The organism is Roseospira goensis (assembly GCF_014197795.1).
Taxonomy (GTDB): domain Bacteria; phylum Pseudomonadota; class Alphaproteobacteria; order Rhodospirillales; family Rhodospirillaceae; genus Rhodospira; species Rhodospira goensis.
This window is the reverse complement of record NZ_JACIGI010000003.1, coordinates 54619-69346: the sequence shown is the minus strand read 5'-3', so window position 1 is coordinate 69346 and position 14728 is coordinate 54619. Positions and strand designations below refer to the sequence as shown.

Sequence of the window (14728 nt, the reverse complement as noted above, 5' to 3'; positions counted from 1 at the left end):
GGCCGCAGGACGGATCGGGCGGCGGCGGTGTCGCGCCGGGGCTTGCGCCGGCACCGCCCGCCGTCCCATATGGGCGCGACCATGGCAGATAAGAAGAAGTCGAACACCAAGGGCTCGGGGCTGATCTCCACCGGACGGGTGGCGGAGAACCGGCGCGCGCGCCACGAATACGCCATCCAGGAGACGCACGAGGCCGGCCTGGTGCTGCAGGGCACTGAGGTCAAGTCGCTGCGGCTGGGGCGGGCAAACCTCCAGGACGCCTATGCCGGCGCCAAGGACGATGAACTGTACCTGTTCAACCTCCACATCCCCGAGTACGGCAAGGCCACCCATTTCGGCCACGAGGCCCGGCGCCCGCGCAAGCTGCTGATGCACAAGCGCGAGGTGCGCAAGCTTCTGGGCGCGGTCAGCCGCAAGGGCATGGCGCTGGTGCCCCTGAGCCTGTACTTCAACGCTCGCGGCATCGCCAAGATCCAGATCGGCCTGGGCCAGGGCAAACGGCTCGTGGACAAGCGCGAGACGGCCAAGGCCCGCGACTGGAACCGTCAGAAGCAGCGGCTGCTGCGCGAAAAGGGATAGCCGCCCGGTCTTTCTGCGGGGCCGGCGATCCACGGCGCGACCCTGACCGTAGCCCTCCGGGAGTCACGCACAGCCCGGTGCCCGTCGGCATCGGGCGTCACGAATAGGAGTGGGACGGGATGACAGGACAGGCCCTCAAAGGTCTCGGGGGATTGGCCGCTGCGGCGGTTACAGCCGTCGGGTTGGCGCCGGCGCCCGCGGATGGGGCCTCGGCCGCGCCCGCCAGCGCACACGCCTTCAGCTTCACCAGCATCGACGGTGCGCCGCTGCCGCTGGAGCAGTTCGCTGGCAAGGCCGTGCTGGTCGTCAATACGGCCTCGCGGTGCGGGTTCACGCCCCAGTACGAGGGGCTGCAAAGCCTCTGGGAGCAGTACCGGGAGCGCGGCCTGGTGGTTCTGGGCGTGCCCTCCAACGACTTCGGCGGTCAGGAGCCGGGCAGCGAAGAGCAGATCAAGGAATTCTGCACCGTCAACTTCAGCATCGACTTCCCGATGACGGAAAAGGTTAGGGTCACCGGCGGCGGCGCCCACCCGTTCTATCAATGGGCTCGGGACCAGGTCGGGTTTGTCGGCTCGCCCAAGTGGAACTTCCACAAGTACCTGATCGGGCCGGACGGTGCCCTGGTGGACTGGTTCTCGTCGATGACCGGCCCGCAGTCGGACCGCCTGGTGGCCGCGATCGAGAAGGCGCTGCCGCCGCCGACCAACTGAACGCGAGGCGGACGCGTGCGCTGCCGGTCACCCCGGGCGCGCCGCGTCGTGCCGGTCGCCAACGGCGCGGACACAGGCCGCCACCACCTCCCGGAACATGGAGGGTGTGAGGCGGCCTGTGTTCTGGTTGTAACGCGAGCAGTGGTAGCTGTCGAACAGGGTCCGACCATCGGGCAGGGGGTGCCGGGCACCATGTCCGAACGGATGGGCGGCGAGGCGCAGGCCCAGGCCGCGCACGACGGCATCGTGGGCCACCTTCCCCAAGGCCAGGATCGCCCGCACCGCGTCCAAGCCCTCCAGCTCCCCCTCCAGGAACGGACGACAGGTGCGGATCTCCGCCGGCGTCGGCTTGTTCTCCGGCGGCACGCACCGTACGGCGTTGACGATGCGGCAGTCCGTGAGCGTCAGGCCATCGTCGGCCCGTTCCGCGTAGGGGCCCTCGGCGACGCCCGCCGCGATCAGCGTCTCGTACAGCAGTACGCCCGCGACGTCCCCCGTGAACGGTCGGCCGGTCCGGTTGGCGCCGCGCAGCCCCGGGGCCAACCCGACAACCAATAGGCGGGCGCCGACCGGGCCGAAGGCGGGCACGGGGGCATTGAACCAGTCCGCATGCGCCGCCACGTTGGCGGCCCGGAAGGCCGCCAGCCGGGGACACAGGGCACAGTCGGGGGGCGGCTGTCGCGGCGCCGCCGGTGGTGCCGGTCCATCGACCATCGCCACACCCTCAGCGCGGCGTGGTGTCGACGTCCTGGCTGCTCATGACCGGGCCGGCCTCCCGGCTGTCCCGGGTATCCCGAGTCTCGCGGCCGTCGCGGGGTTCCCTGGGTTCCCTGGACTCGCGGGATTCGCGCGGCTCACGCTGAACCTGGCTGCGGCTGATCGTCGGCTCCAGGTCCTGGAGTTCCTGGAAATTGTCGGCCTGCCGGCGCAACTCATCGGCCACCATCGGGGGCTGGGAGCGCACCGTGCTGACCACGGTCACGCGCCGGCCCTTGCGCTGCACGGCCTCCACCAGGCGCCGGAAATCGCCGTCCCCGGAGAACAGCACGATGTGGTCCAGGTGCGGGGCCATCTCCATGACGTCGATGGCCAGTTCGATGTCCATGTTGCCTTTGATCTTGCGGCGCCCCATGGCATCGGTGAATTCCTTGGTCGGCTTGGTGACCATCGTATAGCCGTTGTAGTCCAGCCAGTCGACGAGCGGCCGGATCGGCGAATACTCCTGGTCCTCCAGCAGTGCCGTGTAGTAGAAGGCCCGAATCAGGTGGCCCTTGGCGCTGAACAGATCGAGCAGGCGTTTGTAGTCGATGTCGAAGCCCAGGGCTCGCGCCGCGGCATACAGGTTCGACCCGTCGATGAACAGGCCGATGCGCTCCTGAGGATAGAATATCATACGGTGGGATCCCTAATGCACGACCTGACGACAATGATCTTGCCGACAATGTTCGCGAAATATCGATCAGAAATGCGCCGGGTCACGACATGGCCCGGCTTTGACAGGCTCAAATTATGGACTCCGATGCCCCGGTGCAAGGGCGAAAGGTGGTCCTCTCCCGCCGGGTCCCACCCATGATCCTGATCGCGCTCGGATCCAACCTGCCCGGTCGGGCGGGCTCGCCGCGCGAGACGGTGGAAGGGGCTCTGGCCGCGCTGCCGGAGGTCGGCGTACGGGTGCTGACGCGCTCCGCCTGGTACCGCAGCGCGCCCGTGCCGCCGTCGGATCAGCCGTGGTTCGTCAACGGGGTCGCGGCGGTGGCGTTCGAGGGCACCGATCCGGCCGATCTGATGGCCCGGCTGCACAGCGTCGAGGCCACCTTCGGGCGTCGCCGCGACGGCCTGCGCAACGCCGCCCGTACCCTTGACCTGGACCTGCTCGACATGGCCGGGGTGGTGCGGGCGCGCGAGCCAACCTTGCCGCACCCCCGCATGACCGGGCGGGCCTTCGTCCTGTACCCTCTGGCGGAGGTGGCGCCCGACTGGCGTCATCCGGTCGACGGTCGCCCGCTGGCGGCGCTGATTGCCGCGCTCGGGCCGTTGCCCGCCGGCCTGGAGCGGATGGAAGAGGCGCGCCCCTGAACGCCCGCCGCCGCCGGCTCAGCGCACCGTGACCGGGTCGCGCACCTCGGTCTCCAGCGCCAGGTCGATCAGCCGCAGCAGCACGTCCGGCTCCTGGGCGCCGGCGATGGCATAACTGCCGTTGAAGATGAAGCTGGGCACGCCGCTGATGCCCATGGCGTGGGCGCGTCCGTTCGCCGCCATGATCTCGGCGATGCCGGCGGTGCGGGCGAACTCGGCGTCCAGCAGGGCCTCCGACAGGCCGACCTCGCGCGCGACCGCATACAGAACGGCCCGGTCCCCGATGTCCCGCCCGTCCTGGAAGAAGGCGGCGAACACCCGGTCCATGGCGGGTCCGATGACGCCCTGCTCCTGGGCCACCCGCAACAGGCGGTGGCTGTCCACCGAACTGGGCATGCGGCGGATGGCGTCGAACCGGAAGGTCACCCCGGTGCCCTGGGCCGCCATGCTGACCGCCTCCAGCACCCGCCGCGCCCGATGGGCGCCGCCAAACTTGCGCTCCAGGTACACGGTCCGGTCGATGCCCCCGGCCGGCATGTCGGGATTGAGCAGGAAGGGATGGTAGTGCACCGCCACCGGCACCCCGGGCCGCAGCGCGAGCGCATCGGTCAGCCGGCGCTTGCCGACGAAGCACCACGGGCAGACCGTATCGAAGACGATGTCGATGCGCATGGCCGCCGGTCCGGCGTCGTCAGGTTGACCCGCGCGCCGGTCCGGTGCCGTCCGTCACATGGTCCCTGGCGCGCCAGAACCCTACGGTCTTCGGCGCGCCTTGACCAGGGGCTCGATGACGGCACGGAACCAGACGGCGCCGGCTGCCCGGTCCGGGCGGTCAGCCGCTCTTCAGCAGCTCTTGAGCAGGCGGGCCGCCTCGACCGCGGCGTAGGTGAAGATCCCGTTGGCGCCCGCCCGCTTGAAGGCCAGCAGGCTTTCCAGCACGGCCTTGTCGTTGTCGAGCCAGCCGTTGGCCGCCGCCGCCTTCATCATCGCGTACTCGCCGCTGACCTGGTAGACCAGCGTCGGGACGGCGAACGTCTCGCGCACCCGCTGCACGATGTCCAGGTAGGGCAGGCCGGGCTTGACCATCACCGAGTCGGCCCCCTCGTCCAGGTCCATCGCGACCTCGCGCAAGGCCTCGTCGGTGTTGGCCGGGTTCATCTGGTAGGTCTGCTTGTCGCCCTTCAGGGCCCCACCCGAGCCGACCGCATCGCGGAACGGGCCGTAGAAGGCCGAGGCGTACTTGGCAGCGTAGCTCATGATCTGGACATGGGCGAAGCCGGCCTGATCGAGCGCGTCGCGGATGGTGCCGATGCGGCCGTCCATCATGTCGGACGGGGCGATGACGTCGGCGCCGGCGGCGGCCTGAACCAGGCTCTGGCGCACCAGGACCTCGATGGTCTCGTCATTGAGGATGACGCCATCCCTGACGATGCCGTCGTGGCCGTCGCTGTTGTACGGGTCCAGGGCCACGTCGCAGAACAGGCCGACCTCGGGGTGGGCCGCCTTCAGCGCCCGGATGGCCCGACACATCAGGCTGTCGGGGTTGGCGGCCTCGCGTCCCTCCGGGGTCTTCAGCGACGGGTCCACCTTGGGGAACAGTGCCACCGCCTTAACGCCCAGCGCCGAGGCTTCGCCCACGGCCTCGACCAGCAGGTCGATGGACAGGCGGGTCACCCCGGGCATGGAGGCCACCGCCTCGGTCTGGCCTTCGCCCTCGATGACGAAGACCGGCCAGACCAGATCGGTCACGCTGAGATGGGTTTCCGCGACCAGGTTTCGCGACCAGGCGGCGCCCCTCAGGCGCCGCGGCCGGGTCCTCGGGTACCGTCCGAGGCCGTTGACGACGGTCAGTCCGCTCACACCTTCTCCAATGCCTGGCTCAGGTCCGCAATGATGTCATCGGGATGCTCGATCCCGATCGACAGTCGGACATAGCCCGGCGACACGCCGGATGCAAGCTGGTCCTCCGGCGACAATTGCGAGTGCGTCGTGGTCGCAGGATGGATGGCGAGGCTGCGCGCGTCGCCGATGTTGGCAACATGGTAGAACAACTCCAGCGCCTCGATGAAGCGGCGGCCGGCCTCCGCCCCGCCCTCCAGTTCGAAGCCCAACAGGGCGCCGTAACCGCCGCGGAAGGCCGTGTCGGCACGCCGGCGCATCTCGCCCTCCATCAGGCTGGGATGGATCACCCGGGTGACCTTGGGGTGATCGCGCAGGAAGCGGGCCGTCAGGATGGCGTTTTCGCAGTGCTGGCGCATGCGCAGGGGCAGGGTCTCGACCCCCTGGATGAGCTGGAAGGCGTTGAACGGACTGAGCGCCGCGCCCAGGTCGCGCAGCAGGATGACGCGCATGCGGATGATGAAGGCGATGGGGCCGAGCGGCTTGACGGCCTCGGTCCAGACCGCGCCGTGATAGCTCTGATCCGGCTTGTTCAGGGTCGGGAACCGGTCGCCCCAGGCCGCCCAGTCGAAATTGCCCCCGTCCACGACGACGCCGCCGATGGTGGTGCCGTGCCCGCCCATGTATTTGGTGGCCGAGTACATCACGGCCGCCGCGCCCATCTCCAGCGGCTTGCAGATCACCGGCGCGGCGGTGTTGTCGACGATCAGCGGGATGCCCAGCTCACGGCCGATCGCGGCCACCTCGGCGATGGGGAACACCTGGAGTTTCGGGTTGGGCAGCGTTTCCGCATAGAACAGGCGGGTGCGATCGTCCACGGCGCGGCGGAAGGCCTCCGGGTCGGTGGGGTCGACGAAGCGGGCCTCGATGCCCATCTGCCGGATCGTGTTCGCAAACAGGTTCCACGTGCCGCCGTAAAGGTCCGTGGACGTGACGAAGTTGTCGCCTGCTTCACACAGGTTGAGAACACTGTAGGTGCTCGCCGCCTGGCCGGAGGCCACGGCCAGGGCGGCCACGCCGCCCTCCATCGCGGCGACGCGCTGCTCGAAGGCGTCCCACGTCGGGTTCATGATGCGGGTGTAGATGTTGCCCAGTTCCTTCAGGGCGAACAGGTTCGCGGCGTGCTCGGTGCTCTCGAACTGGTACGAGGTGGTCTGATGGATCGGCACCGCCACGCTGTGGGTGCCGGGCGCGGTGCGGAAGCCGGCGTGGACCGCCAGCGTCTCGGGGTGCTTGGAATGGATGGGCACGGGTGCCTCCGTTTCGCGGAACCTTGCGGGATGGACAGGGCCGCGGCGCCGGATCGTTGCCGTCCCGACTCGCGTTGCCTTAATGCAGCGAAAAATGGTGGAAATGTCAAATTATACGGCTGTAAAGTGGCCTTAGAACGGAACGCCCGAATACGGACTCGCATGGTGATTTCGAATTCGGGCGTTCCGCTCTGAAACCAACAGTCTGAAACCAACAGATCGCGCCGAGTCACGCTCGAAATCGGCCCCACCCCGGGGGTTCCGATTTCGAGCGATCGGCGCTATCGCCCGTTCCCGGCAGCCCGGTGACGCCGCCAGCGGTTCCAGCGGTAAAGCAAGGGCGCCAGCACACCCTCGTAGACGACCCCGGCCAGTTGCCGCACCCCGGGCAGGGCCACCACCCGGGCCAGCCAGCGATAGCCCGGCAACTGCGACCACACCAGAATGAAGGCATCGACGCCGGCGTGGAGGTGGCCGTGGGCGTCGATCGCGTACAGGCGCCGGGTCGCGGTGTCGGGGTCGATGCCGTGAATGGCGAGGCCGCCGACACCCTGACTCACGTCCTGCCAGGCCAGGCCGACGTCGTGACGCTGGTCCACGCCCTGGTAGTGCTCGATCTCTGTCCGGCAGATCGGACAGGCCCCGTTGTAGTAGGTCGTCAGGGCCGGCCCGCCGTCGGAGGCACGGGAACCGGCGGGGCGGGTGTGGGGCATGATCCTGTTCATGACGCGCATATGGGAACGCCGGCGCGGCCGGTGAAGACCACAGGCCGCCCGATTTCCCGCTCTGGCGCGGACTCAGCCCGTGGCCCAGGTCGCCGCCATCAGAGTGGCGGCGCCGGCGCCCACGCCCAGCAGCACGTTGCGCCGCAGGGCGAAGAACACGGCGACGCCGACCGCCACCCCGGCCAGCCGCGCCCACACCGCGGTCTCTTCCAGCGGTCCGACCGGCAGCACGACCATGCGCGCCAGCAGTCCGGCGAGCAGGGCATGGGCGACGCAGCCCGCCCACTGCATGACCGCGCTGTCGGCGCGCAGCCGTCCGGCCAGGGCTGTCCCGAGTGCCCGCCAGCCATAGGTCACGGCCGCGCCGACCAGGATTGCCGCCACCGCCCCGCCGGTCGCCAGACCCTCAGACATCGCCAGGGTCCGCGTCGGTGGGGGCGGCGCGCCGTGCCGCCCGGCGATCGAGCCCGAAGGCCAGGGTGCCGGCCAGAACCCCGGTCAGCACTAGGCCCCACTCCGGCGTCAGCAGGTGGAGCGGTGGTCCCGCCAGCGTCCCCGCGACCATGGCGTAGACCCGCGCCCGCTGGCGCAGGTCGGCCACCATCATCAGAAGGAAGTACAGCGGCGTCAGGAACACCAGCGCCAGCGACACCAGCGGCGGGACCTGCTCGTGCAGCCAGAAGCCAACCGCCGTGGCGGTCAGCGTGACGGCCCAGATGACGACGGAGAACCCGGCCACGAACGGCAGCCGCTCGGCCAGCGGCAGGCGCGGCGCCCGCTGCAACGCCACCAGCCAGCTCGTCACCGCGATCACGTGGGCCAGCGCGTACAGCCACCAGCGCGGGGTGTCCGGCGCCCGCAGCCGGCCCATCAGCACCAGCGTCATCGGCATGAGCCGGAAGTTTGTCAACGCCACCGCCGCCGCGATCAGGGCCAGCGAGGCGCCCGCCGCCGCCATCTCGACCACCACGATCTGGCCGGGCAGCGCGAAGCCGAGCGCGGTCGACATCAGGCCCAGGGGCAGGCTCCAGTCCGCGGAGCGCACCAGGGCACCGAACCCCAGGTAGCTGGCCGCCAGCACGACGGCGGGCGCCCCCACGGCCGCGCGCGCGCCGGCCCTCAGGGCGGCGCCGCGCGTTCCGTAGCCGTCAGGGCCGTCCTGGAGCGTCACCTCCCGCATGACGGTCACGCGCCGGCCAGGAACTCGCCATAGCGCTCGGCGATCTCGGCCGCCGCGGCCGCAATGAAGCGATGGCCGTGCTCCGGAGTCGCCAGCGACGGATCCGCGCCCATCCGGCCGTCGGGGAACCGGGCCCGGAAGTCGCGCGAGTCGTGGAAGGCACCGGCCGTGGGCGCGATCGGATCCAGCGACGCCGTCTTGATGTGGTCGGGATGGACGGCCTGGGTGACGGACACCTCGCTGGGGGTGGCATGCAGGCCCTCGCGGTCGCCGAACAGCTCGGCCTGGAGGGCACCGACGCCGGGCAGCGCAAACCAGCTACACAGGGCGCAGCGCAGCGCCGGCGCCGCGTCGCCGAGGGTGGCGCGGGCCTCTTCGTAGATCTCGTAGAAGGCGGCGTTGACGGTGTTGATGTTGCCGCCGTGGCCGTTGATGAACAGCACCGACCGGAAGCCGTGCGCGGCCAGGGACAGCACGGAGTCGCGGATCACCTGGATCAGCGTGCTCGGCCGCAGCGTCATGCTGCCGGGAAAGCCCATGTGGTGGTGCGCCATCCCGACCGGGATGGTCGGGCCGACCAGGGTGCCGGTCTGCTCGCCGACGACCTTGGCGATGGCTTCGGCGGTGATGGCGTCGGTGCCGATCAGGCCGGTGGGGCCGTGCTGCTCGGTGGAACCGATGGGCAGGATGATGGACTGACGGTGCGCGAGGTAGCGGTCCACCTCGGGCCACGTGGACAGGTGCAGGAGCACGTTGCGGGGCCTCCCGATCCGGGGGTAATGATCGGGCGCCGGTCTAGAGCGGAAGCACCGGCCCGACAACCCCAATCGCCGAGGGTCTGCGATGCCGAGCCGTCTCCCCTGCCGCCGTCCCCTGCCGTGCGCCCCCGAGGGCATGGAGACCGGGGACGGCACGCCCGCCGCCGCAAGTCCCGGGGCGCGCGAGCGGTCGGCCTACCGGTTCTGGACCCGTGACATCGTGCGGTTCCAGGACCTCGACCGGCTGGGTCACGTCAACAACGTCTCGTTCGCGATCTACCTCGAGTCCGGACGGGTGGACTTCCTGGAGACCCTCAACCCCGGCGCCACGGCCGGCGCCGGCGTCGGCTGGGTGATCGCCCGGCTGGTGCTCGATTTCGTCGCCGAGGCGCGCTATCCGGCCGATGTGGAGATCGGCTCGCGGATCGTGCATATCGGGCGCACCTCCTGCATCATCGGCCAGGGCCTGTTCATCGGTGAACGCTGCTTCGGGGCCGCCGAGAGCGTGTGCGTCTGGGCCGACACCAACGCTGGTCGCTCCCAGCCGCTGCCGGCGGATGTGCGCGCGGCGCTGGACGCCTACCATGTCCCGGGCGCGCCCCGGCTTTGAGGGGGCCGGGCCACGTTTTGGCTGAACGCCGGCGCCGTCGGGAGTAGGGTGAGAGGGCCGGCGACGACGGCGTCCCGTCGGGATTGGGGAGGAGCGGACAGACATGGCGGATCTGACGGCGGAGCGCCCCGCGCGCACGGCCCTGGACGGCAGCGGTCCCGCCGCCGCCCGCGCCGAGATCGACGGTCTCAAGCGGCGGCTGCACGACCACTTGCGCCATTCGCTCGGAAAGGGGCCGGTCGGCAGTACCCATCTCGACTGGTACCTGGCGCTGGCGCTGGCCACCCGCGACCTGATGGTCGAGACCTGGATGGACAGCACGCGCCAAGCCTACAAGACCGACGCCAAGCGGGTGTACTACCTGTCGATGGAGTTCCTGATCGGGCGCTCCCTGGTCGCCAACCTGCTGGCGACGGGGTCGCTCGATCTGGCGCGCCAGACCCTGGACGACATGGGCCTCGACTTCGAGGCGATCCGCGACTGCGAGCCCGAGGCGGCGCTGGGCAACGGCGGCCTGGGACGGCTCGCGGCCTGCCTGATGGAGAGCATGACCACGCTCGGCATCGCCGCGCGCGGCTACGGCATCTACTACGACTACGGCATGTTCTCGCAGTACATCGAGGGCGGCCAGCAGGTGGAGATGCCGGAACGCTGGCTGCGCTATGGCAACGTCTGGGCCTTCGACCGGCCGGACGTCACCGAGCCGGTGCGCTTCCACGGCCGCACCGAGGCCAGGCTGGACGACCGCGGCCGCCCGCGCCGGCGCTGGGTGGACGGCGAGGAGGTCCTGGCGCAGGCGCACGACCTGATGGTGGCCGGGCACGGCTGCTGGACCGTGAACGCCATCCGGCTATGGTCCGCCCAGGCGAGCCGGGAGTTCGACCTGCGCCGCTTCAACCAGGGCGACTACATCAACGCGGTGGCCGAACAGAGCTTCTCGGAAAGCCTGTCGCATGTCCTCTATCCGGACGATTCCACCAGCATGGGCAAGGCCCTGCGCCTCAAGCAGGAGTACTTTTTCGTCGCCGCCTCGCTGCGCGATATCGTGCGCCGCTTCCTGCAGACCCACGACGACTTCACGCGTTTTCCGAACAAGGTGGCGATCCAGCTCAACGACACCCATCCGGCCCTGGCCGTGCCGGAGCTGATGCGGCTGCTGGTGGACGAGCACGGGGTGGGCTGTGACGAGGCCTGGGCCATCTGCACCGGCACCTTCGCCTACACCAACCACACCCTGCTGCCGGAGGCGCTGGAGACCTGGCCGGTGGGCCTGATCGGCGACATGCTGCCGCGCCACCTGGAGATCATCTACGACATCAACCACCAGTTCCTGGAAGGGGTGCGCCGCCGCGCCGCACAGCCGGACGACGCGCGCATCCGCCGCCTGTCGATGATCGACGAGGCGGGCGAGCGGCGGGTGCGCATGGCCCATCTGGCGTTCGTCGGCAGCCATCGCGTCAACGGCGTCGCCGCGCTGCACACCGAGCTGATGCGGGCCGGCATCTTCGCCGACCTGCACCGCACGTTCCCCGACCGCATCGTCAACAAGACCAACGGCATCACCCCGCGACGCTGGGTGCAGGCCGCCAACCGACCGCTGGCGGCACTCATCAGCCGGCACATCGGCGAGACCTGGATCGCCAACCTGGAAGAGCTGCGCGGCCTGCTGCCGTTGGCCGAGGACCCCGGGTTCCAGGCCGACGTCCGCGCCGTCAAGCGCCTCAACAAGGAGGCCCTGTGCCGCTACGTGGATGGCCGCCTCGGTATCGAGCTCGACCCCGCCAGCCTGTTCGACGTGCAGGTCAAGCGCATCCACGAGTACAAGCGCCAGCTCCTGAACATTCTGCACGTGGTGACCCTGTACCTGCGCCTGCGCGAGGGGCGCGCCGCCGACCAGCCGCCCCGCACGGTGATCCTGGCCGGCAAGGCGGCGCCCGGCTATCACATGGCCAAGCTCATCATCCGCCTGATCCACGACGTGGCCCGGGTGGTCAACGCCGATCCCCTGGTGAGCGGCCGTCTGCGCGTGGTGTTCATCCCGGACTACAATGTTTCGGTGGCCGAGCACATCATTCCGGCGGCCGAGCTGTCGCAGCAGATCAGCACCGCCGGCACCGAGGCGTCCGGCACCGGCAACATGAAGCTGGCCTTGAACGGTGCGCTGACCATCGGCACGCGCGACGGCGCCAACGTGGAGATCGGCCAGGAGGTGGGGGAGGAGAACATCTTCTTCTTCGGTCTGCCGGCCGCCGAGGCGGAGGCGCTGCGGCACCGCGGCGGCCACGACCCGTGGCGGTACTACACCGGCGACCCGGAGCTGCGGGCGGTGCTCGACATGATCGGGCAGGGCGGGTTCAGCCAGGGCGAGCCGGACCGCTACCGCCTGATCGTGGACAGCCTCACCCGGCACGGCGACTACTACCTGCTGCTGGCCGACTACGCCGACTACATCGCCTGCCAGGACCGCGTGGGGCTGGCCTATCGGGACAGCGACGACTGGACCCGCAAGGCCATCATCAACGTGGCCCGCATGGGGCGCTTCTCCAGTGACGTGACCGTGGCCGACTACGCCGCCGACATCTGGGGCGTGCCGGTCCGCACCGAGCCCGGCTGACGACCCCACCCAGGGGAGCGGGGCCGCCACCGGGGCGTCAGCCCTGGATCAGGCGGCGGCGCAGCCAGCCGGACAGCGCATCCATGGCCACCACCAGGAGGATGGTCAGGATGATGATGTAGAGCGTGTTCTCCCAGTCGCGGGAGGTGCGCATGGTCTCCACCAGCACGAGCCCGATGCCGCCGGCGCCAAGGGCGCCGATCACGGTGGCCGAGCGCATGTTGGATTCCAGGTAGTACAGGCCCTGGGAGACGAACACCGGCAGGATCTGGGGGATCACGCCGAACCGGTAGCGCTGCCAGCGGTTGGCGCCGGTGGCCTGGACGCCCTCCACCTGCTTCCTGTCGATGTTCTCCAGGGTCTCGGAGAACAGCTTGCCCAGCGTGCCGGTGTCGGTGAAGGCGATCGCCAGCGCCCCCGTGAGCGGCCCCAGGCCGAAGGCGCGGATGAAGATCAGCGACCAGATCAGCATGTCGATGCCGCGCAGGAAATCGAACAGCCGGCGCAGCGCGAACCGGATCACCGCGATCCGGTTGAACGTGTGGGCGGCGGCGAAGGCCAGCGGCAGGCCCACGAAGGCCGCGGTCAGGGTGCCCAGCACCGCCATCAGCACGGTTTCCAGCAAAGCGATGAAGACCGTGCGGTGCTGCCATTCCGGGTTCGACCAGAAGGTGTCGAAGATGGTGGCCACGTTGGAGCGGTCCGGGTCGATACGGTCCCCGGACAGGGCCAGCTCGACCAGCGCCCCGAGCGAGAGGCCGTGCAGCGGCGAGTCGAACGGGAACCAGAAATTCTCCCAGCCGAAGAAATAGCGGTGGATCTCGATCTTGGATCGGGTCACCTGCACCCGCTTGTCGATGCTGGGACGGGCCTCGAACTTCACAAGGCTGCCGGTCTTGACGTTGACGCCCTCGGTCACCCAGTCCGGCCGCGCGCCGCGATAGTCGATGCGCACCCCTCGGTCGGTCGCTTCCACGCGGATCGGCGCCGTGTCGGGTCCGGTCAGGGTCAGAACGGCGCCATCAATGCGGGCGCTGTAGCCGTCGCCCAGATCGACGATGACCCGGTCGCCGGCGGTATCGGCCTCGACCCAGGCGGGCGGGGTGTCGTAGGTCGCCGTGCGCTCGCCCTCCACGGCGACCTCGAAGCCGGGATTGCGCAGGCCCTTGGTCACGTGAACCTTGTGCGCCACCGCGTCGGTGGCCAGCAGGACGGCGCGCTGCGGCTCGGCGGTGGCGATCAGGCGCGGGATGTCGAAGGCGAACCACGCATAGACCAGGTAGGCCAGCACCGCGAGCAGGCCCGCGAGGCCGATCAAGCTGCCGCGCCGGACGTGGCGCACGGCGTCGACGTGGCGCGCCATGACGGCGTCGGCGTCGAAGGCCAGGGGGAAGGCCAGGGGGAAGGCCAGGGGGGCCGGTGGAGTGCTCATGCCGGCACCCGTTTGGCCCGCAGGGTGCCGGTCACGAGGCCCCGCCGGACCATGCCGGAGACCTGATCGATCACCATGATGGACGCGAACAGCAGCAGCAACAGGGCGGCGGTCTCCTCACCGCTGCCCCAGCCGATGGTCCGGCGTAGCTCGGCCCCCAGGCCACCAGCCCCGACAAAACCGAGGATGGCGGAGGCCCGCACATTGATTTCGAACCGCATCAGAAAATAACTGGTGTAGTTGGGGAGCACCTGGGGCAGCACGCCGAAGCGCAGCCGTTGCAGCCAGCTGGCGCCGACCGCCTGGAGGCCCTCCACCGGGCGGCGGTCGATGTTCTCGTTGACCTCCGAGAACAGCTTGCCGAGCGCGCCGATGGTGTGAAACGCGACCGCGATCATCGCCGGCACCGAACTGGCGCCCAGCACGAAGATCAGGAACAGCGCGAGGATCAGCTCCGGGAAGGCCCGCATCACGTCCATCAGGCGGCGCGAAACCGGGATCAGGGGCGGCCAGACGTCCAGGGAACGGGTGCTGAGAAACGCAAACACCATCGCCAGCACGCCGCCCAGGATGGTGGCGGTGGCGGCGATGTTGAGCGTCTCGACCAGCGCCGGCAGGAACCCCCAGACGATGCCCCAGAAGGCCCAGCCCTCGGCCCAGGCCTCCTCCAGGATGTCACCGGGATAGTCGAAGAACTGGCGCAAGCCGGTCAGGAACCCGCCGGAGTTCATCGACTCCGCCTGCGTGTATCCGGTGACCAGGATCAGGACAACGACGAGGATCGTCAGCAGCGAATAGGCGCGGCGGCGCTGTTCAAGCTGGACGATGCTTTCATGTTGGGAAACGGCGACCATGCGGGGGCGACCATGCGGGACGGGGCGTGTCCGGACCAGGG

General features: G+C 69.7%; 16 protein-coding genes. 5 read left to right on the top strand and 11 right to left on the bottom strand.

The window, feature by feature from the left end; all coding sequences use genetic code 11:
• Window positions 1-81 precede the first annotated feature (81 nt).
• Together smpB and GGD88_RS02350 are read left to right on the top strand one after the other, a co-directional pair.
• Entirely contained in the window at window positions 82-579 is a 498-nt protein-coding gene (gene smpB / locus GGD88_RS02355; RefSeq protein WP_184431331.1) for an SsrA-binding protein SmpB, read from the top strand.
• Between the two features lie 119 nt (window positions 580-698).
• Window positions 699-1289, top strand: coding sequence for a glutathione peroxidase (locus GGD88_RS02350; RefSeq protein ID WP_184431329.1), 591 nt, complete (start codon window positions 699-701; stop codon window positions 1287-1289).
• Between the two features lie 27 nt (window positions 1290-1316).
• Here the strand turns inward: GGD88_RS02350 and GGD88_RS02345 are convergent, their stop codons facing one another.
• Together GGD88_RS02345 and GGD88_RS02340 are read right to left on the bottom strand one after the other, a co-directional pair.
• Entirely contained in the window at window positions 1317-2003 is a 687-nt protein-coding gene (locus tag GGD88_RS02345; protein ID WP_184431327.1) for a uracil-DNA glycosylase, read from the bottom strand.
• Between the two features lie 10 nt (window positions 2004-2013).
• The gene (locus GGD88_RS02340; protein ID WP_246423512.1) at window positions 2014-2682 is read right to left on the bottom strand and encodes a LabA-like NYN domain-containing protein; all 669 of its coding nucleotides are present in this window, start codon (window positions 2680-2682) and stop codon (window positions 2014-2016) included.
• Window positions 2683-2858: 176 nt separating this feature from the next.
• Between GGD88_RS02340 and folK the strand changes: the two genes are divergently transcribed.
• The gene (gene folK / locus GGD88_RS02335) at window positions 2859-3365 is read left to right on the top strand and encodes a 2-amino-4-hydroxy-6-hydroxymethyldihydropteridine diphosphokinase (RefSeq protein WP_184431325.1); all 507 of its coding nucleotides are present in this window, start codon (window positions 2859-2861) and stop codon (window positions 3363-3365) included.
• A gap of 18 nt (window positions 3366-3383) precedes the next feature.
• Here the strand turns inward: folK and GGD88_RS02330 are convergent, their stop codons facing one another.
• The 7 genes from GGD88_RS02330 to GGD88_RS02300 form a co-directional block, all read right to left on the bottom strand.
• Window positions 3384-4037: a DsbA family oxidoreductase gene (locus GGD88_RS02330; RefSeq protein ID WP_184431323.1), complete on the bottom strand. Its 654-nt coding sequence runs from the start codon at window positions 4035-4037 to the stop codon at window positions 3384-3386.
• A gap of 171 nt (window positions 4038-4208) precedes the next feature.
• The gene (gene hemB, locus GGD88_RS02325) at window positions 4209-5216 is read right to left on the bottom strand and encodes a porphobilinogen synthase (protein ID WP_184431584.1); all 1008 of its coding nucleotides are present in this window, start codon (window positions 5214-5216) and stop codon (window positions 4209-4211) included.
• A gap of 5 nt (window positions 5217-5221) precedes the next feature.
• On the bottom strand, window positions 5222-6508 hold the full coding sequence (locus GGD88_RS02320; RefSeq protein WP_425502561.1) for an O-acetylhomoserine aminocarboxypropyltransferase/cysteine synthase family protein: 1287 nt from the start codon (window positions 6506-6508) through the stop codon (window positions 5222-5224).
• 287 nt (window positions 6509-6795) lie between these two features.
• Window positions 6796-7227 carry a thiol-disulfide oxidoreductase DCC family protein gene (locus GGD88_RS02315; protein ID WP_184431319.1) on the bottom strand — a complete coding sequence of 144 codons (432 nt, stop codon included), beginning with the start codon at window positions 7225-7227 and terminating at the stop codon, window positions 6796-6798.
• Window positions 7228-7311: 84 nt separating this feature from the next.
• The gene (locus tag GGD88_RS02310; protein WP_184431317.1) at window positions 7312-7653 is read right to left on the bottom strand and encodes an AzlD domain-containing protein; all 342 of its coding nucleotides are present in this window, start codon (window positions 7651-7653) and stop codon (window positions 7312-7314) included.
• The gene (locus tag GGD88_RS02305; protein WP_184431583.1) at window positions 7646-8419 is read right to left on the bottom strand and encodes an AzlC family ABC transporter permease; all 774 of its coding nucleotides are present in this window, start codon (window positions 8417-8419) and stop codon (window positions 7646-7648) included. The genes GGD88_RS02310 and GGD88_RS02305 overlap by 8 nt, the downstream gene beginning before the upstream one ends.
• Window positions 8420-8424: 5 nt before the next feature.
• Complete coding sequence (locus GGD88_RS02300) at window positions 8425-9171, bottom strand: creatininase family protein (protein ID WP_184431316.1); 747 nt, start codon at window positions 9169-9171, stop codon at window positions 8425-8427.
• A gap of 91 nt (window positions 9172-9262) precedes the next feature.
• Here GGD88_RS02300 and GGD88_RS02295 point away from each other — a divergent pair, with 91 nt between their 5' ends.
• Window positions 9263-9787 carry an acyl-CoA thioesterase gene (locus GGD88_RS02295; protein ID WP_184431314.1) on the top strand — a complete coding sequence of 175 codons (525 nt, stop codon included), beginning with the start codon at window positions 9263-9265 and terminating at the stop codon, window positions 9785-9787.
• Window positions 9788-9890: 103 nt separating this feature from the next.
• Window positions 9891-12401 (top strand): glycogen/starch/alpha-glucan phosphorylase, encoded by a 2511-nt coding sequence (locus GGD88_RS02290; protein WP_184431312.1) that lies wholly within the window; start codon window positions 9891-9893, stop codon window positions 12399-12401.
• A gap of 37 nt (window positions 12402-12438) precedes the next feature.
• On the opposite strand, the gene phnE (GGD88_RS02285) is transcribed toward GGD88_RS02290, so the two are convergent.
• On the bottom strand, window positions 12439-13833 hold the full coding sequence (gene phnE / locus GGD88_RS02285) for a phosphonate ABC transporter, permease protein PhnE (protein ID WP_221236959.1): 1395 nt from the start codon (window positions 13831-13833) through the stop codon (window positions 12439-12441).
• On the bottom strand, window positions 13830-14687 hold the full coding sequence (phnE, locus tag GGD88_RS02280) for a phosphonate ABC transporter, permease protein PhnE (RefSeq protein WP_184431310.1): 858 nt from the start codon (window positions 14685-14687) through the stop codon (window positions 13830-13832). Before phnE (GGD88_RS02280) ends, phnE (GGD88_RS02285) begins: the two co-directional genes overlap by 4 nt.
• Window positions 14688-14728 lie beyond the last annotated feature (41 nt).

Bases quoted from the DNA above. Each gene is read 5' to 3' on its own strand.
- phnE (WP_221236959.1), bottom strand. From the start codon at position 13,833: ATGAGCACTCCACCGGCCCCCCTGGCCTTCCCCCTGGCCTTCCCCCTG.
- GGD88_RS02350 (WP_184431329.1), top strand. From the start codon at position 699: ATGACAGGACAGGCCCTCAAAGGTCTCGGGGGATTGGCCGCTGCGGCG.
- GGD88_RS02295 (WP_184431314.1), top strand. From the start codon at position 9,263: ATGCCGAGCCGTCTCCCCTGCCGCCGTCCCCTGCCGTGCGCCCCCGAG.
- GGD88_RS02340 (WP_246423512.1), bottom strand. From the start codon at position 2,682: ATGATATTCTATCCTCAGGAGCGCATCGGCCTGTTCATCGACGGGTCG.
- GGD88_RS02345 (WP_184431327.1), bottom strand. From the start codon at position 2,003: ATGGTCGATGGACCGGCACCACCGGCGGCGCCGCGACAGCCGCCCCCC.
- GGD88_RS02290 (WP_184431312.1), top strand. From the start codon at position 9,891: ATGGCGGATCTGACGGCGGAGCGCCCCGCGCGCACGGCCCTGGACGGC.
- smpB (WP_184431331.1), top strand. From the start codon at position 82: ATGGCAGATAAGAAGAAGTCGAACACCAAGGGCTCGGGGCTGATCTCC.
- phnE (WP_184431310.1), bottom strand. From the start codon at position 14,687: ATGGTCGCCGTTTCCCAACATGAAAGCATCGTCCAGCTTGAACAGCGC.
- GGD88_RS02315 (WP_184431319.1), bottom strand. From the start codon at position 7,227: ATGCCCCACACCCGCCCCGCCGGTTCCCGTGCCTCCGACGGCGGGCCG.
- GGD88_RS02310 (WP_184431317.1), bottom strand. From the start codon at position 7,653: ATGTCTGAGGGTCTGGCGACCGGCGGGGCGGTGGCGGCAATCCTGGTC.
- GGD88_RS02330 (WP_184431323.1), bottom strand. From the start codon at position 4,037: ATGCGCATCGACATCGTCTTCGATACGGTCTGCCCGTGGTGCTTCGTC.
- folK (WP_184431325.1), top strand. From the start codon at position 2,859: ATGATCCTGATCGCGCTCGGATCCAACCTGCCCGGTCGGGCGGGCTCG.
- GGD88_RS02305 (WP_184431583.1), bottom strand. From the start codon at position 8,419: ATGCGGGAGGTGACGCTCCAGGACGGCCCTGACGGCTACGGAACGCGC.